The sequence below is a fragment of the Alcanivorax profundi genome (assembly GCF_003597125.1).
Classification (GTDB): domain Bacteria; phylum Pseudomonadota; class Gammaproteobacteria; order Pseudomonadales; family Alcanivoracaceae; genus Alcanivorax; species Alcanivorax profundi.
In genome coordinates, this window is sequence record NZ_QYYA01000001.1 from 581,123 (window position 1) to 601,022 (window position 19,900).

Annotated in this window: 21 protein-coding genes; 15 read left to right on the forward strand and 6 right to left on the reverse strand. The window is 56.8% G+C overall.

The features are described from left to right. The first annotated feature begins 23 nt into the window (after positions 1-23). From D4A39_RS02725 to D4A39_RS02745, 5 genes are all read left to right on the forward strand, one after another. On the forward strand, positions 24-398 hold the full coding sequence (locus D4A39_RS02725; protein ID WP_102792064.1) for a hypothetical protein: 375 nt from the start codon (positions 24-26) through the stop codon (positions 396-398). A gap of 91 nt (positions 399-489) precedes the next feature. Then, positions 490-2,022 carry a bifunctional GNAT family N-acetyltransferase/carbon-nitrogen hydrolase family protein gene (locus D4A39_RS02730; RefSeq protein WP_022984199.1) on the forward strand — a complete coding sequence of 511 codons (1,533 nt, stop codon included), beginning with the start codon at positions 490-492 and terminating at the stop codon, positions 2,020-2,022. A 70-nt stretch (positions 2,023-2,092) separates the two neighbouring features. Next, positions 2,093-2,575 carry a DUF695 domain-containing protein gene (locus D4A39_RS02735; protein WP_158586912.1) on the forward strand — a complete coding sequence of 161 codons (483 nt, stop codon included), beginning with the start codon at positions 2,093-2,095 and terminating at the stop codon, positions 2,573-2,575. Between the two features lie 127 nt (positions 2,576-2,702). Then, positions 2,703-3,101, forward strand: coding sequence for a hypothetical protein (locus D4A39_RS02740; RefSeq protein ID WP_022984201.1), 399 nt, complete (start codon positions 2,703-2,705; stop codon positions 3,099-3,101). A 74-nt stretch (positions 3,102-3,175) separates the two neighbouring features. Continuing rightward, positions 3,176-3,811: a DUF1287 domain-containing protein gene (locus D4A39_RS02745; RefSeq protein WP_119917453.1), complete on the forward strand. Its 636-nt coding sequence runs from the start codon at positions 3,176-3,178 to the stop codon at positions 3,809-3,811. Here the strand turns inward: D4A39_RS02745 and D4A39_RS02750 are convergent. After that, entirely contained in the window at positions 3,795-4,613 is an 819-nt protein-coding gene (locus D4A39_RS02750; RefSeq protein ID WP_119917454.1) for an amidohydrolase family protein, read from the reverse strand. The genes D4A39_RS02745 and D4A39_RS02750 overlap by 17 nt on opposite strands. A gap of 148 nt (positions 4,614-4,761) precedes the next feature. Between D4A39_RS02750 and D4A39_RS02755 the strand changes: the two genes are divergently transcribed. The 6 genes from D4A39_RS02755 (at position 4,762) to D4A39_RS02780 (ending at position 9,132) form a co-directional block, all read left to right on the forward strand. Beyond that, positions 4,762-5,067: a winged helix-turn-helix transcriptional regulator gene (locus D4A39_RS02755; protein WP_022984204.1), complete on the forward strand. Its 306-nt coding sequence runs from the start codon at positions 4,762-4,764 to the stop codon at positions 5,065-5,067. 130 nt (positions 5,068-5,197) lie between these two features. Continuing rightward, a complete protein-coding gene (locus D4A39_RS02760; protein ID WP_267899597.1) occupies positions 5,198-5,623 on the forward strand; it encodes a GFA family protein in 426 nt (141 codons plus the stop codon). Positions 5,624-5,661: 38 nt separating this feature from the next. Next, complete coding sequence (locus D4A39_RS02765; RefSeq protein ID WP_022984206.1) at positions 5,662-6,051, forward strand: DUF4345 family protein; 390 nt, start codon at positions 5,662-5,664, stop codon at positions 6,049-6,051. A gap of 20 nt (positions 6,052-6,071) precedes the next feature. Then, on the forward strand, positions 6,072-6,533 hold the full coding sequence (locus D4A39_RS02770) for an SPFH domain-containing protein (RefSeq protein WP_022984207.1): 462 nt from the start codon (positions 6,072-6,074) through the stop codon (positions 6,531-6,533). A gap of 366 nt (positions 6,534-6,899) precedes the next feature. Further along, positions 6,900-7,679, forward strand: coding sequence for an SDR family NAD(P)-dependent oxidoreductase (locus D4A39_RS02775; RefSeq protein WP_119917455.1), 780 nt, complete (start codon positions 6,900-6,902; stop codon positions 7,677-7,679). Between the two features lie 109 nt (positions 7,680-7,788). Continuing rightward, a complete protein-coding gene (locus tag D4A39_RS02780) occupies positions 7,789-9,132 on the forward strand; it encodes a hydroxysqualene dehydroxylase (RefSeq protein ID WP_022984209.1) in 1,344 nt (447 codons plus the stop codon). 84 nt (positions 9,133-9,216) lie between these two features. Here the strand turns inward: D4A39_RS02780 and D4A39_RS17880 are convergent, their stop codons facing one another. From D4A39_RS17880 to D4A39_RS02790, 3 genes are read right to left on the reverse strand one after another with little or no spacing between them, the layout of a single operon-like run. Further along, positions 9,217-9,378 carry a hypothetical protein gene (locus tag D4A39_RS17880; protein ID WP_199699415.1) on the reverse strand — a complete coding sequence of 54 codons (162 nt, stop codon included), beginning with the start codon at positions 9,376-9,378 and terminating at the stop codon, positions 9,217-9,219. Beyond that, positions 9,375-10,484 carry a PepSY-associated TM helix domain-containing protein gene (locus tag D4A39_RS02785; protein WP_119917456.1) on the reverse strand — a complete coding sequence of 370 codons (1,110 nt, stop codon included), beginning with the start codon at positions 10,482-10,484 and terminating at the stop codon, positions 9,375-9,377. Before D4A39_RS02785 ends, D4A39_RS17880 begins: the two co-directional genes overlap by 4 nt. A gap of 43 nt (positions 10,485-10,527) precedes the next feature. After that, positions 10,528-12,675, reverse strand: coding sequence for a TonB-dependent receptor (locus tag D4A39_RS02790; RefSeq protein WP_119917457.1), 2,148 nt, complete (start codon positions 12,673-12,675; stop codon positions 10,528-10,530). 157 nt (positions 12,676-12,832) lie between these two features. On the opposite strand from D4A39_RS02790, the gene D4A39_RS02795 reads away from it, so the two are divergent. Then, on the forward strand, positions 12,833-13,543 hold the full coding sequence (locus tag D4A39_RS02795; RefSeq protein WP_031225945.1) for a pseudouridine synthase: 711 nt from the start codon (positions 12,833-12,835) through the stop codon (positions 13,541-13,543). On the opposite strand, the gene D4A39_RS02800 is transcribed toward D4A39_RS02795, so the two are convergent. Further along, positions 13,540-14,424, reverse strand: a complete 885-nt coding sequence (locus D4A39_RS02800; RefSeq protein WP_022984214.1) for an oxygenase MpaB family protein — start codon at positions 14,422-14,424, stop codon at positions 13,540-13,542. The two genes, D4A39_RS02795 and D4A39_RS02800, sit on opposite strands and share 4 nt — an antisense overlap. A gap of 573 nt (positions 14,425-14,997) precedes the next feature. Next, a complete protein-coding gene (locus D4A39_RS02805; protein ID WP_022984215.1) occupies positions 14,998-16,653 on the reverse strand; it encodes an electron transfer flavoprotein-ubiquinone oxidoreductase in 1,656 nt (551 codons plus the stop codon). A 499-nt stretch (positions 16,654-17,152) separates the two neighbouring features. On the opposite strand from D4A39_RS02805, the gene D4A39_RS02810 reads away from it, so the two are divergent. The 3 genes from D4A39_RS02810 (at position 17,153) to D4A39_RS02820 (ending at position 19,841) form a co-directional block, all read left to right on the forward strand. Next, positions 17,153-17,902 carry an electron transfer flavoprotein subunit beta/FixA family protein gene (locus D4A39_RS02810; RefSeq protein WP_022984216.1) on the forward strand — a complete coding sequence of 250 codons (750 nt, stop codon included), beginning with the start codon at positions 17,153-17,155 and terminating at the stop codon, positions 17,900-17,902. Continuing rightward, entirely contained in the window at positions 17,902-18,831 is a 930-nt protein-coding gene (locus tag D4A39_RS02815; RefSeq protein ID WP_022984217.1) for an electron transfer flavoprotein subunit alpha/FixB family protein, read from the forward strand. The genes D4A39_RS02810 and D4A39_RS02815 overlap by 1 nt, the downstream gene beginning before the upstream one ends. A 233-nt stretch (positions 18,832-19,064) precedes the next feature. Next, on the forward strand, positions 19,065-19,841 hold the full coding sequence (locus D4A39_RS02820; protein WP_022984218.1) for an SDR family NAD(P)-dependent oxidoreductase: 777 nt from the start codon (positions 19,065-19,067) through the stop codon (positions 19,839-19,841). Positions 19,842-19,900 lie beyond the last annotated feature (59 nt).

Consider the following 19,900-nt stretch of genomic DNA (forward strand, 5'->3'; position numbering starts at 1 on the left):
TGCCCAATCTGCCAAGGTTGCTTATGGATACCATTATCGATCGCCAGGAAAATCTGACTCTCAACGGCCGTGGCAATGTGACCCTGCTGCACTTCCATCAGGGCATGGTGCTGCTGGTGGGGGAAGATGCTATTGGCCTCTATCGTGACCGGGTCGCCATCGATGACCCCCTCGCCAATGGTGTCATTGGCTACGAAAGCATTCCACCCTCGCTGCAACCGTCCTGGGGGCAAGCCTGCGGGTTTGTGCGTGAGCATGCTTCCGGCTACGTCGCACTGAATGATGGAGGGGTGATTTTTATTCGTCCCGATGGCGTTGGCCTCTATCCCACAGGCCCCGATGCGCTGCACAATCGTGCCATGAGTTGGCTGATCCCGTTCCCGCCGCTGAATGCCTGATAGAGCCCGGCCTCAAAGCGGTAATGTTGTTGATGTTTAATGTGCTGCAGCGCTCGGCATAGAGCGTGCAGTGCATCCACAAGGAGTTGTTATGGCTGAAGAAACGACCCGCCTGCGCCTGCGCACCCTGACCGAAGAAGACTACCCGGCGCTGGCACGACTGATGGACCAGGTCTATCACGACATTGGCGGGGCCTGGCCGGAAGACACTATTCGCACCCTGATCCGTATTTTTCCGGAAGGGCAGTTGGTGATAGAGGATAACGGGGAACTGGTGGCAACCGCGCTAACCATCAAGGTGAAATACGACCGCTTCTCCAACCCGCACCGCTATGAAGACCTGATCACCGACGACAAGGTGCGTTCCCATAACCGCAAGGGGGATGCGCTCTATGGTCTGGATGTGTTTGTGGACAAGGAATACCGCGGTTACCGTCTGGGGCGTCGGCTTTATGAGGCGCGCAAGGAGCTGTGTCGGGAAGAGAATCTGCGTGCCATTCTGGCCGGTGGTCGTTTGCCAGGCTTTTCCAAATACGCAGATCAGATGAAGGTCACCGAATACATTGAGCAGGTAGAAGCCCGCGCAATCTACGACCCTATTCTGTCGTTTCAGCTGTCCAATGGCTTCGATGTGAAACGTCTCATGAAGCAATACCTGCCGGAGGATGAAGACTCTCGCGGGTACGCGACGCTGCTCGAATGGGACAACATTCTTTATGAACCGGAAGATGAAGATACTGAGTGGCCCCGTCGTACCGTGGTTCGAGTGGGCGTTGTCCAGCGGCGGATGCGGGCGGCACGGGATGTGCAGGACCTGCTTAACCAGGTGGAATTCTTTATCGACGCGTTATCGGATTATCGCGCGGACTTTGCCGTGTTGCCGGAATTTTTCAGTGCGCCACTCATGGGCCTGCGTCCGGAACTGAACTCAGTGGAAGCGGTGCGTTTCCTGGCCAGTTTTACCGATGAAGTGCGTGATGCGCTGGCGGATATGGCCGTGAGTTACAATATCAATATTGTCGGTGGTTCCATGCCGGTGATTGAAGATGAAAAGGTCTATAACGTCGCTTATCTGATGCGCCGTGACGGGTCGGTGGAGTCCCAGTACAAGATCCACATCACGCCCCATGAGCGTCGGGACTGGGTGATCCAGGGCGGCAACAAGGTACAGGTATTCGATACCGATGCCGGTCGGGTCGGTATTCTGATCTGCTACGACGTGGAGTTTCCGGAGCTGGGCCGTCTGCTGGCCGAAGAAAAGATGGATATCCTGTTCGTCCCGTTCTGGACTGACACCAAGAATGGTTATCTGCGGGTGCGTCATTGTGCCCAGGCTCGCGCCATCGAAAACGAATGCTACGTGGCCATCGCCGGTTCCGTGGGCAACCTGCCCAGGGTGGATGCGGTCGATATCCAGTACGCCCAGTCGTCGGTATTTTCCCCCAGCGATTTCTATTTCCCCCACGATGCCATCATCAGTGAGTCGGTACCCAACACCGAAATGCTGATGTTTGCGGATGTGGATCTGGAAAAACTGAAACTGCTGCACCGGGAGGGGTCGGTCACCAATCTGCGCGATCGCAGGGATGACCTTTATAGTCTGGATTGGAAGAATAAAGGCTAACCCCGACTTCTACTGGATATCATTATCCTGTAATGCCGAGTTGTTGAAGAAAATAGGGACATGGATAGTCGTGAAAATTATTAAAATGCTTGTGGTGGGCTCTGTGAGTTTGGCATTGCTGGCTTGCGCGAGTAGCGTGATAGCAATCGATGAGCAAGAGGAATCCTGGGAAATTAGCCGTGGGTCTGTTGATGGCGCGCCCTTGATAGTCAGACAAAACCGCGGCGCGTTGGCGGTGGCAAAGAGTCGAAAGGCTTACCCCTACCGGGTGATGATTGCGATCGGGATTAACCGCGTGGATGAGAACGGGTTTCCTGTAGCCGAAGCCTCTCATGAACTGTATCAATTTGAAGATAAGGTCGGGGCGGCTCTGAAAAACAGTGATACTGTCATTGCTGTTGTGCTGACTCTCCCGAGAATGCGCCAACTGGTTTTTTACACTGCACAGCCTGATACGGTTGAGGGTGTGCTTGAAAGCATGAAACAACAGGAATCAACACTACAATGGGGTTATGAGGTCGCTCATGATCCGGGTTGGTCGCTTTATCGCTGAGCGCCTTTGACCTGTTATGCCTACAAGTGCTTTCCGGGCGTAGCTTGCTAAACCGATCCTGCAGTCATGAATGTCTGATGTGCTGATTGGCCTTTATCAAACAATAATGTGTTGCCTTGGAGAAAGAATGAATAGCAACCTGACTCGTAACGGTTTTATTGCGGCGGCATTGATGAATATCGGTGGGGTGATGCTTTTCTCCCGTGCCTTTACCAATGATGCCATTAATCAGGCGGACCCGGTGGTCATGTCCAACTTTGGGCTCATGATGATTGTAGTATGGGGGCTGGCTTATCTGGGGGCAGCTTTTGTCCGGGGAGATCTTCGTTGGTTGGCGGCAGCGTTTGCCGTAGAGAAGCTGGTGTATGTGGTGGCCTGGTCTGTATGGATGTCGAGCCATAGCCTTGGTGCGGTGTATGAGCAGGATTTGTTTGCCGGGGTGTTTTACAGCATCTATGGGCTCAACGATCTGGCCTTTATGGTGTTCTTCGGCTGGGTGGCGCTGACTCAACGCTCCCATGACTGATCATTCCCGCCGGCGCTCCGTTGGTCCATGTGAGGCCGTCTGCTGAATCGAGGTGGGAAAGAGACGGAAAAAAGATGAAACGTCTGGTAGCAGCGGTAACGCTACTTTGCTTGCTGGTGCCAGGAACGGTGCAAGCAACCACGTTTCAGCAGATGCTGGTGTTGGCAGCTCTGGAGCGTACACGCCATCAGGTTAGTTACAACGGCGCCTACTATGCGTTGGTTTACCCAAATGGTGATGTCCCTTCCAATATCGGTGTCTGTACGGATGTGGTGATCCGGGCTTACCGCGCACTGGGCGTTGATCTGCAGGTATTGGTCCATGAGGATATGGTCAGCAATTTCGCCGCTTATCCGTCGAAACGGATCTGGGGGTTGAATTTCACCGATCGGAATATCGACCACCGCCGCGTCCCCAACTTGCAAACTTTCTTCCGCCGACATGGTGAATCTTTTCCCGTCAGCCATCGGCCCGCCGACTATGCCCCCGGTGACATGGTTACATGGGTGTTACCCGGTAACTTGCCGCATATCGGTATTGTGACTGACCGCAAGGTTGAGGGCAGCGACACTCCACTGATAGTGCATAACATTGGTGCCGGCCCTGAACTGGAGGATATGCTGTTCGACTACGAGATCACCGGGCATTATCGCTACCCGCCTTCGGCGGCTACCGGAAGTACCCGCCAGGACATTACCCGTTCCAGGTAAGCTCAAACACCCTCTGAGCATTACCAGCAAGGAACAGGGCGAGGCTTTCGTCATCGAGAGCCAACTGGTCCAGATCCTCAAGGGCTTTCTCGGCCGGGATCATAGGATAATTGGTACCAAAAAGGACCTTGCTGCGGCCGTGTCCGCGCATGAACTCCACCAGCGCTGACGGATAACGGTTTGCTGTGTACGCAGATGTGTCGATGAAGACGTTCTCATGCTTGGTGGCGATGGCAATCGCTTCTTCAGTCCAGGGGTAGCCGATATGACCACCCACAATTTTTAGTTCAGGAAAATCCAGCGCAACCTGGTCCAGATAAATGGGACGACCGACTTCACTCGGCATTAACGGTCCGGTGTGGCCAATTTGCGTACAGAATGGAACGCCCATTTCAGCGCAGGCCGTATAAACAGGATAAAAACGGCGGTCGGTGGGTGGCACTCCCCACAGCCAGGGAAGTACTCGGACTCCCTTGAACCCCAGCTCGTTAACACAGCGACGAATTTCCCGAACTGCAGCCATTGGACGGGAAATATCCACGGAACCAATCCCGAGTAACCGGTTAGGTGCCTGGTGGACAAACTGCGCTACTTCATCATTGGAGATCATGGTTTTCCCCGGTGCTTCCCAGGCTGAAATCAGACTCAGGTCGACCTGGGCGGCATCCATCATCGCTACGGTGGCAGACACAGGGAGTTCCGAGGAGGGGGCAGGTGTTTTAGTCCAGCGCCTCAGGGAGTCGAAAATAGGATCCTGAAGGTGGCGCAGGGTAGGGTGTTGAGCCCAAGCATCAATGATCATGGTTTGTCCTCATTTTCTGTTAAAATTTGCTATCAGATAAATAGCGCTATCAATTTAGTAGCGTAAAGCCGGGAGATCAAGTGTGGCGAGAACCCGTTCAGTCAAGCCGGGACAGCCGGTACGTAATTCCCAATCGGGACAGCCAATTATGGTGGCACTGGATTTACTGGGCCGCCGTTGGTCGTTGCGGATTCTGTGGTGCCTGAGGGAGCATCAACACAAGAGCAGTCGAGCGTTGCAGCAAGAGTGTGGAATCAGTTCTCCAAATGTTCTCATGTCTCGTCTCAAGGAGCTTCGGGAGGCCGGGGTGGTGATACTCGAAGATGGCAAGGGGTATGCCCTCACAGACCTTGGCCTTAAGTTGATGAAGGCAATGGGTCCCCTGGCTGAGTGGGCAGATGAGTGGGCAAGGCAGACGGGGCGCGCGGATCTCGCGTGTTATGGGCGTTCTTGATTCGTTATGGCTCTGTTTTGGCCTGATTCTGCGTGACCGGTGAATGGGGCTGCCAAGTGTGCAGAGTCGGGGTACAGTAGAGCAGTGCAAGTTACCACGGACGGATTTCGACATGCATTTCCCGGCTCCCATGACGGGCCGCTGTTTATGCGGCGCTGTTTCCCTTGGTGCTACTCCAAATTCACCGCATGTTGCTGTATGCCACTGTGATATTTGTCGACGATGGGGCGGAGGTCCCTTGCTTGCCGTTGAGTGTGATGACGATGTAGTGGTGAATGGTGAGGACCACGTTGTGGTTTTTGCTTCATCAGACTGGGCGGAGCGCGGGTTCTGCCGTGAGTGTGGCACGCACCTTTTTTACCGGCTTCGTCAGGGGGGGCACACCGCTATACCCGTTGGGCTTTTTCAGGAGTACGAAAACTGGCAGCTGACGCAACAGCTTTTTATTGAACGTAAACCATCCTTCTATTCCTTTGCAGAAAAGACCCGACATGTTACCGGCGAAGAGCTGTTTGCCGAGTTTCTGGCGAATCATTCTGGCTCTGATTCAACCTGAAAACCAGATTGTACGATTGCGGGCCGAGGAGGCTACACATGCAAGCTTTACTGGTACGGATAGTCGCAACTGTGTTCCTGTTTTACGGAACGGCTTTCTTGTTCTGGCCGCAAATATTTCTGCTGCGGCAATTGGGTGAGGTGCCAGTGATGCCATCCACCCTGATCGATGTTAGAGCCACTTACGGTGGGTTGTCTTTGGGGCTTGCCGTTGTGTTATTCAAACTCGCTGGCGAGCCGGCAACGCAACGCGCCGGCGTCTGGGCTGTGATACTGGTGCTTGGCGGCATGGCGGTGGGACGCTGCTATGGCCTCATCGTGGATGGATCTGCCAATGGCTTTATGTATCTGTATCTGGCCCTGGAAATCCTCGCCGTGGCCGTCAGCTTTGTGGTGCTGGCCTTACGGCCTTCATTTCATCAGGAATAAAATAAACGATTGGGGTGGATATGTATCAGAATCGACAGGCTCTGGCCCTGGGGAGCCTGATAACGTTGGTGTTGGCGGTTGTCTTGTTGTTGGTTCTCGCGTTCTGGATTTGGCCGAAATATAACGTTTATCGCCAGGAGCTGAATGGGCGTGCGGCATTAAAGGAAGCGCAATGGTCCAAGCAAATCCTCATAGAGGAGGCGAAGGCCCGTGAGCAGGCCGCCCTGATGCAGGCCAAGGCACGCATTACGTTAGCGGAGGCTGAGGGGAAAGCTCAAATCGCTCGTGCAAAGGCGGAGGGGGCTGCGGACATCGAACGCGCGAAGGCCGCTGCCGAGGCGAACCGAATTATAGGCGCGTCACTTAAAAACAACGAAGAGTACCTTCGCTATATCTGGATCAAGGGGCTTCAGGATGGCAAGGGAGAAAGGATCTACATTCCGACCGAAGCCGGGCTCCCTATTCTGGAAGCAGGTAAGTGAATTGTGCGAACGGCGGCAGATCATATCGATGGTGTGATCCACGCTGTTCGCAGGGTATGTGTTTTTGGCCACTTTCTGATCTTTCCTGTCTTGTCTCTCCTGAGGGGCGCTGAAGCCGGTATTTACCGGGCTTGATCGTTTTTGTCCGTGCGAAGTCAGCTTTTTTTGCGGTTTTTTCTCCAGCGAAGACAGTGTTCCCCTGGGTGATCGTTTCTGACCGGGATCACTTTGGTCGCTTCCATCGATTTTTGGTCACCCGGTGTTTCCCGGTTTGGTTGAATCATCACCTCCTTGTTGGCAATTTGCCGATGCTTGCAGTGATACCTGCAGCGACATTGACGGTTGGCGTGACAAGGGAAGTTGGAGATGAAGCGTTTTTCTGGCAAGACTGCGTTGATTACCGGGGCCTCTTCCGGCATGGGGAAGGATTACGCCCGGTTGCTGGCCGCTGCAGGAGCGCACCTGGTGCTCACTGCCCGCCGGGAGGACCGTCTTGTATCCCTGCGGGATACGCTATTGGCGGAATTTTCGGTGGATGTGCTGGTGTTGCCCTGTGACCTGATGGACCCGGTGTCACGGCAGGCCATGCTGGATGCGCTGGATGGGCGCGGGGTGAAAGTGGACATCCTCATCAACAATGCCGGGCTTGGGCTGCAGGAGCCGTTTGTGGCGATGCCGTGGGGCCATTTGCAGGGCATGATGGACGTAGACATGACCGCCCTGACGCACCTCACTCACCATTTTGCCACCCGAATGCAGGCCCGGGGCGAAGGCTATGTGCTGCTGGTGGCGTCAGTGGCCGGACACATGGCGATTCCGGGCTATGCCGGTTACAGCGCCTGCAAACACTATGTGCGGGCGTTGGGTTATGCCCTGAACGGAGAGCTGCGGCCGGCAGGGGTACGGGTCACGGTTGTGTCACCCGGCGCCACCGAAACCGAGTTTTTTGACGTGGCAGGTCACCAGCGGAACCTGCTCGCGAAGCTGCTCACCGGCAAGAGTGAAGCGGTGGCCTGGTCAGCGCTAAAGGGGTTGCACCGCGGGCGGCGTGAAGTTGTCCCCGGGCTGATCAACTGGCTCGCGACGCTCTCGGCCCGCCTGCTGCCCTATACCCTGATGCGCCGTATCATGGAGATCATCTTCTGATGCCTTCCGCTCCGCGGTTAAGGGTGTTCATCTTCCTCGATTTTGTGTGTCCCCGGCGGGCCTTTCCCTTGCTAATCTCGCGAGTTACTCAGGGATAGGAGAAACGAGAATGAGATGCATTGTGGTAGGCGGTGGCCTGTCTGGGTTGGCATCGGCAGTGTGGATGGCGGAAGCCGGATATGAGGTGACGCTACTGGAGCGGCGCGGGGCCCTGGGTGGGCGAACGATCGCGATTCCACAGAAAGAGGTGAACGACGTCCCTGACAATGGGCAGCATGTGTTTGCCAGTGGTTACGAGAATCTGTTCCGCTATCTGGACAGCGTCGGGACCCGCCACCACGTTGAATTTCCCGGTCACATGACGGCTCGTATGCCAGGGGGGAAAACCCGCCGAACTGCATTTTGGGGCCTGGATGGGCTGCGGGCCATGGTTGGCGACTTGCCTGGCGTCAAGGGGCTCGACAAACTGCGCACGGCCCGTGCCCAGGCACGAATTTTTGGAGAAGCACTAAAGCAACCCGCCGATCTTGATCAGATTACCGCTGCGCAATGGTTCGACCGCGTGGGACTGCCTTTGTCTGCCCGCCGCGCCATGTGGGACGGTATCGTGATCGGTTTGACTGGCGACAAGCCGGACATCTCATCGGCCAAGGTGCCTGCGGACTTGTTGGTGACAGGGATGCGCAAGGGCGTGAAGATGCGTACCCCGGTGTCTATCGGTTACCCGACGGTGGATCTGGATACCCTGTTCGTGCGCAGCGCCGAAGCCTTCTTCCGCCTGAATAATGTGTCGGTGCGTACCCGCTCTCCGGTGAAGAGTATTGATATCGTTGAGGGTGTGGTGAAAGGCGTCACGCTGCGTGATGGAGAGGAGCTGGAGGCGGATGCGGTGATCTGTGCGGTGCCGGTGTGGCAGGTGAAGGATTTGTTGGAACAAATGCCAGAGCACGAAAAAATTGAGCGGGCAGTGAAGGCGCTGACCCCGGTACCCATTGTCAGCGTTAATTTGTACCTGGATCGCGATATCGGCATGGAAGACTGGGGCGAAATTCTTTACGACGGAGAGGGGGTCCTCGAACAGGTTTGGGATCGTCAACGGATGCATGGGCGGGAGCCTGCAGGTCACTGGTTCTTCTCGACCACGGTGTCGGCCTCCTACGAGCTGATCAAGAAGTCCAACGACGAGATTATCGCTATCCAGATGGAGATGTTGCGTCGTTATTATCCAAAGGCCAGAGATGCCCAGGTGATTCACAGCCACATTGTGCGCATGCCGCATTCCACCTTTGCCCAGCGCCCGGGAACGTCAGGGGTTCGTCCTGAGCAGAAAACGTCGGTGACAGGTTTAGCGCTTGCCGGTGACTGGACCAACACGGAATGGACCACCACTATGGAAGGGGCATGTCAAAGTGCGGCCCGCGCTGTGGAAGCCCTTTTGGAGAGCGAGGGATGACATCCGAAGTTTAACCGCGTGCGTTGTCCCGTTCAGAGGCCATCGGCCACTGCCACACTGGTATGGCAATGGCCGTGACGCGTTTCAGCGACGTTTGCTGTAGGCGTAGCCGGTGGCGATAACCGGTACCCCAAGCCCTAACCAGGATACCCAGTCATACACCCCGTCACCCAGCAAGGCGGACAGCAGTCCCACCGTGCTGGTGATGGCGATCAGTAATGGCAGGGCAAAGATACGCTTCATCATGCGCCTCCCGGTGCAGCATTGCCGCGGCGCACCCACCAGAGATACAGGCCGCTTACCAGTACCACAATGGTGAACAGGTCCAGTAGAAGCCAGATGATTTTCAGCGGCAGCCCGCCGTAATCCCCAAAATGTAGCGGGCCGGACAAGGACAGTGCCTTGTTGTACCAGGGCATTTCCCGCATGTCGGCAAACTCACCGGTGCGGGCGTCCACCAGCACCGGAGTGATGATGTGTGAGGTCAGCGGCGTGTTGCCATGCAGGAAGATGGCATAGTGAAAGTCGGTGGACCAGGAGCCCCCGGGGAACGCCACGAACTGCAGGGTCATGTCCGGGGCGGCGGCAACGGCCTGCTCAACGGCGGCGTCCAGGGAGGCCATCTGCGCGGGTGTGGGAACGCTCGTATCCTGATAACCGGCGGTGAGATCGGCCAGTGCCTGGCTGCGCCAGGTGGCGGTGATGGGATCGGCCAGGGTGTTGATCACTCCGGTCAGTCCGACCACGGTAAGCCAGGCCACGCTGACGATACCCAGCAGGTTGTGGTAATCCAGCCACTTGATGCGGCGGGACCGCTGCGTTCGCAGGGTGCCGAAATCCAGCTTGCGCATGAATGGCGCATAGAGCACCACACCGGAAACAATGGCGATGATCATCAGCACGCCCATGGCGCCAAGGAACAGCATGCCGGGCAAGCCGAGGAACATGTCCGTATGCAGCTGCAGCAGGAAGTGCATGATGTCGAACCCCTCGTGGTAGGGCACCAGCTCGCCGCTGGTGCGATCGAAGGAGCTCATCAGCATGTCGCTACCGGGAGAGTCCGGTGCCGGTCCGGTGGTCACATTGATCACCGGGCGGTCCACATCAAAGCTCATGTAAAGCGGGACTTCGCCGGGCCGGTTGGCCGCAGCGTGATCGAGGATCTGGTCCAGACTCAACCACTCACCACCGGGATTGGCCGGTTGCCAGGTGTCGCTGTGCAGAACGCTGTCCAGTTCATCATGAAAGATCAGTGGTAACCCGGTAATGCACAGCATCAACAGGAACAGGGTACTGATCAGACTGGTCCAGGTGTGCCACCAGGACCAGCGACGGAGTGTGCTGGCTTTCATATAGGCTGGCTGGTCCCGGCGTTGCCGGGACGTATCCGTTGTTTCAGAATTCGTAGGTGCCGGAGAGCATAACAGTACGAGGTGCGCCGACGGTCAGATAACTGGAACCCGGGTAGCCACCCGCAGAGGCCCAGTAATCGGTATCCGCCACGTTCTCGACCCGGGCGCGCAGGGTGAGCATTTTCGTTTCACCGATGGGAACCAGATAGCGGGCACCCAGATCAAGGCGGGTCCAGTCGGGAATCTTGGCGGTGTTGGCGGCATCCACGTACTGGGAGCTGGTATAGATGATGCGTCCATCCAGTGATAGCCCCTCTGTGCCAGGTACGGCCCAGTCCACGTTCAGGTTGGCCTGGGTGTCCGGGGAGCCAATGGCTTTTTCACCGTCGACATCGGTATCGAGCAGGCTGACACCGCCCAGCACCGTCAGGCTGTCAAGTGGCTTGCCGTATGCCATCAGTTCAAGGCCTCTGTTGGTCTGGTCGTCGACGATTTCAAACTTGTTGTTGCTGTCGAAACCGGTGATGGGCTTCTCGCTCTGGAACAAAGAGACACTGCCGCCGAGGTTACCAGCGTCAAACTTCATGCCGATCTCGGCTTGCTCGGTTTTAAAGGGGGCAATGGTTTCACCCGCATTGGCCACGGGCCCATTGTTGTCCGCGGGGGCATTGCCTCCAGCCACAAGACCCTCAATGTAATTGCTGTACAGGGACACGGACTCGGACAATCGGTAGAGCAGGCCAACGGATGGGGTGACCGCATTATCTTCGTACTTGTTGCTGCGATTGCCGGTGTTGTAATCGTAGCTGGTGTCTTCGATTTCCTGATAGCGGCCACCAAGCGTTACCAGCAGGCTGTCGTTGAGCATGCTCAGCTGATCGGCAAAGGCGACACTGCGTAATTCGGTACGAATGGTGGTGCCGGGATCATCCATGTTGCCCCCAGCGAAGGGTGCAGGTGGAATGGCCATTTCAGTGGGGCCATAAATGTTACCAGTGACACCTGAGCCGAAGAGATAGGCGTTCTTGGATTCCAGCTCATAGCTCGCGGTGGACAGACTCAGAGTGTGGGTCACTGGGCCTGTGGTGAGCTGGCTCCAGCGAACCCCGGCTTCGCCGGTGATGACGGTGTCTTCGCGGACGTTGTCAAAGCGGTTGGCGGTGTAGTCTCCTGCGGTGTTGATCACTGTGGGGTTGGCAAAGATGGCGTCTTCCTTGCCTTCGCGGCCACCCAGTGCAACCCAGGACGTGACGTTTTCAGCAAAGTCATACTCAGCCCGGACCGTCCCGAAGAGGTCTTCCGAATTGGAGTAGGTCCAGGGTTGTGCGACGGTTTTATCGGAATCCGGTGTTTTCTGGATGGGAACGCCGGACGCGAAAGTGATGCTGGGCATGGAGGCATCCATGCTGAATTTCTGGAAGCCCAGGTCAGCGGAAATACGCAGGTTTTCTTCACGGAAGTCCACGCCAATGTGGGACATGGAGATCTTCTGGTTCTCGCCATCTACCGCGGTGTCGCCATCACGACGGGCGGCGTTCAACCGGATGCCGGCACGACCATCTTCACTGCGGCGGGCCAGGTCAACGGCGCCATAGGCTTGCCCGCCGGACTGTACCCCCAGCGTAAACTGATTGACGTCATAGTTCGGAGCACGCTTGGGCAATACGTTGACGGCGCCACCCAGACCACTGCCGCCAGGGGCGGCGCCGTTGAGAAAGGCATTGGCGCCACGGAACACCTGAACGCGCTGGATAAACTCGGACGCGAGGTACTGACGAGGCAGCAGGCCATACAGGCCGTTGTAACTCATGTCATCGGAGTAGACCGGCAGGCCACGTACCAGATAGAGCTGCTGAAAGTTACCGAAACCGCGGGCGACCCTGACGGCCGGATCATTCATGAGAATGTCCGCCACGCTTTCGGCTTGCTGGTCTTCAATCAACAGTTCGGTGTAGTTGGTGAAACTGTAGGGGGTTGCCATGCTGTCCTGTTTCCCCAGAATGCCTAGGGAGCCTCCCTCGGCCACCTGGCCGCCTGCGAAGGCTTCGCTGAGCCCTTCCTTCGACGCATCCGCGCTGCTTTGTACCTCAACGGTTTCGAGGACATGGGCATTATCTGTGTCGGCAAGAGCCGCCGCGCTGGCCATGCAGGCAACAGCGAGGGCGGTCAGTCGGAACGGGGCATGGGACATGGACAGATTCCTGAGGGTGACAGCAAAAGTTGTAAGAATTGTGAGCGCAATGAGAACGGTTATGGTTCCTTTTTAACAATAGGCATTTTGAACCGGCTTCATAGCCCTTGGCTATGCCGATTATCGGCCGTTGCGGAACTTGAATTACACTAGAGCCATGCCAACCCGATACTTCCGACTCGATCGATTTCTCAGTCAACAGCTACAGGTGAGTCGCAGTGCCTTGCGTCCGTTGTTGGCGGCGGGGCGTGTGCGCGTGAACGGGGCTGTGGCGCGGGACCGTCAGCGTCGTATTGGTCCCTTCGACCGGGTGGAATGTGACGACCAGCTTCTCGGCGACGGAACCCGTCGCTATCTGATGCTGAACAAACCTGCAGGGGTGGTCAGTGCGACAACCGATGCGACACATCCTACGGTGCTGGATCTGTTGCCGGAAGCGGCGAGAGAGGGCTTGCATCTGGCAGGACGGTTGGACTTTAACAGCACAGGCCTGGTACTGCTCACCAATGACGGCGAATGGTCACGGCGTTTGAGCTTGCCTGACTCCGGGGTCTGGAAGCGCTACCGGGTGACAGTAGAGCGTCCATTGCGGCCTGAGGATGTGGCCGCGTTTTCGGCCGGTATGCATTTTGAATTTGAAGGGCTGGTTACACGGCCTGCGCGACTGGAGATCTTGGCGGAACAGGAGGCACGGGTCTTTTTGCAAGAGGGGCGCTATCACCAGATACGTCGCATGTTTGCTCAAACGGGCAATCGGGTGATGACACTTCACCGCGAGGCGGTGGGATCGGTGGTGCTGGATGAAACGCTAGCGCCCGGCGAATGCCGGGCGCTAACGTCAAACGAAGTCGAACAGATTGACGCTTAGATCATTGGCTTGCCGCTGGCCATACGCTTGCGGAAATCACGCAGTGGCAGCAGGTAAGCAGCCTGGCGAACCGGGCGCGGCAGGAACTTCATGGTCTTGCCGAAGAAACGCACGGTCTTGTCGAACTTGCGTTGTTTGTCGGCATTCCATTCCAGGTTCATCGCTTCGCGGATTTCCGGCGGCAGGAAACCGCTGGTGACGAAACGGTTGAATTTCCCGAACAGTTTCTGAGTGATTGGGCTCAGGAACTTGAGGTCCACGATAATCATCAGGAATTCGTGAACCCGCTCATCGATGTGCAGGTTGTCCAGGCCGTTTTGCCAATACTCTTCAAACGCATCCAGGTCTTTCGGCCACATTTCCTGGCGCACCTGCAGGGTAGTACCCAGCGGGTGCGCAAGTTGATAAAACTCTTCCTGTTCGGCGCGGGTCAGCGGGCGGTGAACCTTCTGATAGGTGTCCACAAAGCCCCAATACAGGCACGCAGCGACCCACAGCTGAAGCTCGGGATCGAAGGCGTTGTATTTCACCGGAGACTCGTCGGTGGAATGCACATATTTATGCGCGCCGTTCACCGCCTTGCGGTAGGCCAGTTTCTCTTCACTCGTGCCCATCATGGCCACGGCCAGGTAGGTGAAGGTTGTGCGAGTGCGCTTCAAGGGGTTGTGCAGAACGGAACCACTGGTCACGCGGCTCTCGGCTACGCCATGGCCCACCGCAGGCAGGGACAACTGCATAATGATATTGGCACCCGCAGACAGGAAAACGGTGCTGTCCAGGATGCCCGGATACTTGGCATCCAGCTGTTTGGCGGTCAGGGGTTCCGGCCAGTGATGTTCAAGCCGGGTTTTTTTGTCGATAGCGGTGGCTTGTGCGTTCATAGTCAGGTTCCTCGAAGGCTGGCAAAGGGCCAGTCATACGCTCGTTTTATTTATGCTAGCGAGCACGGCGCCACTGCACAATGAGACAAAAGAAATCATATGTATCCACCTGGCGTTTTTGCCATTAAAAGCTGATCAAATGTCACAAAAATTGCGTAACTGGCGGTCAAGATGCTGTGAACTTGCCGGTTCTACCAAGACTAGACAGTCAGCAGATATTTGTTTTCCTGTGTCCTGGGAAGCACGGTTTTCCGGGGCAGGGCGGGAGGCTGAGGCGGCGGTTATTCGATCCGTGTGTTGCTCCGCTGCGCTCGGTGGTGGCGCGATAACCCTGATCAGAAAAGAGTCACGCGTTTGGCGGTGTGAAATCGTTTCACTATGAGGTTTGCTGGTTCCGCCTTCTGAGAGTGGCTTCGGTTGCGTTGTGACTCGTGACTTAGTGACCGCGCCGCGAGCGACGCTCCTACGGACAGGCGAGAGCAGCTAACAGGCTTTTCCCTCCAATCCGCGATGAACTACAAAAAAGGCGCTCCGAAGAGCGCCTTTTCCGTGACACGGTAACCGTTGGCTGAATTACATGTTCGGGTAATTCGGGCCGCCGGTACCTTCCGGAGCAACCCAGTTGATGTTCTGGGTCGGATCCTTGATGTCACAGGTCTTGCAGTGTACGCAGTTCTGGGCGTTGATCTGGAAACGCTTGTCGCCAGTGTTCTCGTCCTCGACCACTTCGTACACGCCTGCCGGGCAGTAACGCTGCGCCGGCTCGTCCCACTTGGGCAGGTTGACCTGCAGGGGAACGCTCGGGTCTTTCAGCGTCAGGTGGCACGGCTGATCTTCTTCGTGGTTGGTGTTGGACAGGAAAACACTGTCCAGCTTGGCGAAGGTGATCTTGCCGTCCGGCTTCGGATAGTCGATCTTCTTGCTCTGATCGGCTGGCTTCAGGGTGGCATGATCCGGGGTGGTGTCATGCATGGTGATCGGCAGCTTGCCGTTGAACAAGTTGATGTCCACGAACGCAAAAGCGGAGCCGATGAAGTTGCCGAACTTGTGCTGTGCCGGGCCGAAGTTACGCTGCGCGTGCAGCTCTTCGTACACCCAGCTGCCTTCGAAGGCTGCCTTGTACTCGGTCAGCTCGTCGCTGCCACGGCCACCTTTCAGGGCTTCTGCCAGGATCTCGGCGGCAATCATGCCGGATTTCATGGCCGTATGGGTGCCCTTGATCTTGGCGAAGTTCAGGGTGCCGGCGTTACAGCCCACCAGCAGACCACCAGGGAAGGTCATCTTCGGCAGAGACTGCAGGCCACCTTTGGCAATGGCGCGGGCACCGTAGGAGACGCGCTTGCCGCCTTCCAGGTGCTTTTTGATTTCCGGGTTGGTCTTCCAGCGCTGCATCTCGTCAAACGGAGAGACGTGCGGGTTGGAGTAGGCCAGATCGGTGATCAGACCCAGGGCCACCTGGTTGTTTTCGATGTGGTACAGGAATGCACCACCCGGAGAGCCGGACTCGCTGAGCGGCCAGCCTGCGGTGTGCACTACCAGACCTTCCTGGTGTTTGGCCGGGTCGATGTCCCACAGTTCCTTGATGCCGATACCGTAGTGCTGCGGGTCGGCGCCTTCACGCAGGTTGTATTTTTCCTGCAGCTCCTTGCCCAGCTGGCCACGGCAGCCTTCAGAGAAGATGGTGTATTTGGCGTGCAGCTCCATACCGGGCATGTAGCTGTCTTTCTTTTCGCCGTCGTGGCCGATACCGAAATCGCCAGTGGCGATGCCTTTAACGGAACCGTCTTCGTTGTAGAGGATTTCGTTGGCAGCAAAGCCCGGGAAGATCTCGATGCCAAGACCTTCGGCTTGCTCACCCAGCCAGCGGCACAGGTTACCCAGGGAAATAATGTAGTTCCCTTCGTTGTGCATGGTTTTGGGAACGAACAGGTTCGGGACTTTCTGGGCCTTTTCGGCGCCAGTCAGGTAGTAGATCTCGTCACCGGTAACCTTGGTGTTGACCGGGGCGCCCATCTCTTCCCAGTTGGGGAACAGTTCATTCAGGGCGCGCGGCTCGAGTACCGCACCGGAGAGAATATGGGCGCCGACTTCGGAACCTTTCTCTACCACGACTACACTGATTTCCTGACCGGTTTCCTGGGCGATCTGGCCCAGACGGCAGGCAGTTGCCAGACCGGAAGGACCGGCGCCGACGATGACTACGTCGACTTCCATAGATTCGCGTTCCACAGCCTGTCTCCTCGCTATCGGATTGCGTTTCGGCCCGGAAGCCACTGAGAAAGGCTTTCTGGGAACGGTTATCGAAAACCTTTGTCACAGAAAATCTTTCTCAGTAGCTGCCTGCGGCCAGCCTTGGGGTGGCGCGGAGTATATAGAGATAGGGGAATCCGCACCACTGCCTGGGTTGACTCTGCCGCCTTCGAAGTGTGTCAGGGCTTGTATATAAAGGCAGGCGCTTTGCCTGCCGGCGGAGTCAGTTTCAAACAGGTGTTTGGATTATCTCTTGCTAGATGCTTGATTTTCAACAAGATGAGCGACTGCAAAGTCACAAAAAGTGGACACTTTGTGTGGTCTATTTGCAGCAAAATCATCTGCTTACAGATTTTCGGCCTATTGACCTGCTGTGGCCGAGCGTTCAAGATAGCGGCTCTTTCGCGGGGGTGGACCCGGCAACGGCGTCATGTCGCCTCCTTCTACAAGTCACCCAATGGAACATTCCGAGGATCCTATGAAGGTTCTTGTACCCATCAAGCGAGTCATTGACTACAACGTCAAGGTTCGCGTGAAGGCGGACAACTCTGGTGTTGATCTCGCAAACGTCAAAATGGCCATGAACCCCTTCTGTGAAATCGCTGTAGAAGAAGCGGTGCGTCTGAAAGAGAAGGGTGTGGTTTCTGAAATCGTTGCCGTTTCCATCGGTCCCAAGACCGCTCAGGAACAGCTGCGTACTGCCATGGCACTGGGCGCTGATCGCTCCATCCTGGTAGAAACTGACGAAGACGTTCAGCCGCTGGGCATTGCCAAGGCGCTGAAAGCTATCGTTGATGAAGAAAAGCCTGAGCTGGTGATTCTGGGCAAGCAGGCCATCGACGGCGACAACAACCAGACCGGCCAGATGCTGGCTGCTCTGACTGGCATGCCGCAGGGTACCTTCGCTTCTGAAGTGAATGTTGCTGATGGCAAAGTGAAAGTGACCCGTGAAATCGACGGCGGTTTGCAGACTGTAGAGCTGAGCCTGCCGGCCGTGGTCACCACTGACCTGCGTCTGAACGAGCCGCGTTACGCGTCTCTGCCGAACATCATGAAAGCCAAGAAGAAGCCGCTGGACACCAAGACCGCTGCTGATCTGGGCGTTGACCTGACTCCGCGTGTTACCACCGTTAGCGTTGAAGCACCGGCTGAGCGTCAGGCTGGCATCATCGTTGGCTCCGTAGACGAGCTGGTCGAGAAACTGAAGAACGAAGCGAAGGTGATCTGATGAGTGTACTAGTTTACGCCGAACACGATAACGCCGCGCTCAACAAGGTCACCCTGAGCGTCGTTGCTGCTGCCAAGGCTATCGGTGGCGACATCACCGTACTGGTTGCCGGTAAAGGCTGTGGCGCTGTTGCTGAAGAAGCTGCCAAGATTGAGGGCGTTTCCAAGGTCCTGTGCGCTGACAACGACGCTTACGAGCACCAGCTGGCCGAAAACGTTGGTGATCTGGTAGCTGAAGTCGCTGCGGATTACACCCACGTACTGGCTGCTGCCACCACCACCGGCAAGAACTTTGCTCCGCGCACTGCTGCTCTGCTGGACGTGGCTCAGGTGTCCGAGATCTCTGACGTCATCGACGCGGATACTTTCAAGCGTCCGATCTACGCGGGTAACGCTATTGCGACCGTGAAGAGCTCTGATGCCAAGAAAGTGATCACCGTGCGTGGTACCTCTTTCGACGCCGTTGCGGCTGAAGGTGGCTCTGCTGCTGTTGAAGCCCTGGACGTTGCCAAGAACGCTGGCACCTCTTCCTTCGTAGGCGAAGAGCTGGCCAAGTCTGACCGTCCTGAGCTGACTTCTGCCGAGATCGTGATCTCTGGTGGTCGTGGCATGGGTAACGGCGAGAACTTCGAAATCCTGTACAAGCTGGCTGACAAGCTGGGCGCTGGCGTGGGTGCATCCCGTGCTGCAGTTGATGCAGGCTTCGTACCGAACGACATGCAGGTGGGTCAGACCGGTAAGATCGTTGCCCCGAACCTGTATGTTGCTGTGGGCATCTCCGGTGCCATTCAGCATCTGGCCGGTATGAAAGACTCCAAGGTCATCGTTGCCATCAACAAGGACGAAGAAGCCCCGATTTTCCAGGTGGCGGATTACGGCCTGGTGGCAGACCTGTTCGAAGCAGTACCGGAGCTGGACGGCAAGCTGTAACGCTCGCTCTCCGCACCAACAAAAACCCGGCCTTGTGCCGGGTTTTTTGTTTTCAGCCAAGAGCTGGCAGCTACGTTCGAATGGAAAGGAAAACCCTAACCCGTTCCCTTTATTCTGGTAGAACGGAAAAGGGTCAGGATTGTTGGGTTCGGCGCCAATCAATAACCCGGCCACTGCGTGCGTAACTCCGCTACGCTACGTTCCAATGGCGGCGTTGTCGAAACGGAGGAAGGATGTTTTCAGGAAAAACCGCGCTGATCACTGGCGCTTCCAGTGGCATTGGTGAAGAAATCGCACGCCAGCTGGCGGCCGTCGGCTGTAACCTGGTTCTGGTGGCCCGCCGGGAAGCGCGCTTGCGCGAGCTGGCACAAGCCCTGTCGGGTGTGCAGGTAGCGGTGCTGGTGATGGACCTCAACGAACCGGATAGCGGGCAACAGCTATTTGATCAGGTGATTGCCCTTGGCCTGCAAGTCGATGTGCTGGTCAATAATGCCGGGTTGGGTTTTCAGAAACCCTTGTTGGGAATGCCGCTGGATCAGCAGCTGGGGATGGTGGATGTGAACGACCGCGCCTTGCTGGCACTGACACGCCTGTTTGCCGAGCCCATGGCGGAACGAGGGGAGGGCTGGATTCTCAATGTCAGCTCGGTATCGGCCTGGTTTCCCATCCCGGGGATGGCCACGTATGCGGCCAGCAAGGCATTTGTGTTGAGCCTGGGGCGTGCGCTGCACGAAGAGCTCAAACCGTCCGGTGTGGTCGTCACCACATTATGTCCAGGGGGGACGCGCACCGAGTTTTCCTCCAAGGCACGTGAACACCTGGACCCGTCACTGGAAAAGGCCATGATGCCGGTCGAGCCGGTGGCCCGCGCCGGTTTGCAAGCCTTGGCACGGGGCCGCTCGGTTGTGGTGCCCGGCACCGCGTATCGCATGATGACCTGGCTCACGCGCATGCTCCCGGACAGCTGGGTGGTGAAGCTGGCCGGGCGAGTGATGGGGAGGCATCGCTGACCCGGAGACACTTTTCTCTCAGCGGTTGGCCTATGGTCGCTGGTGGCTTGGCGTCGTGC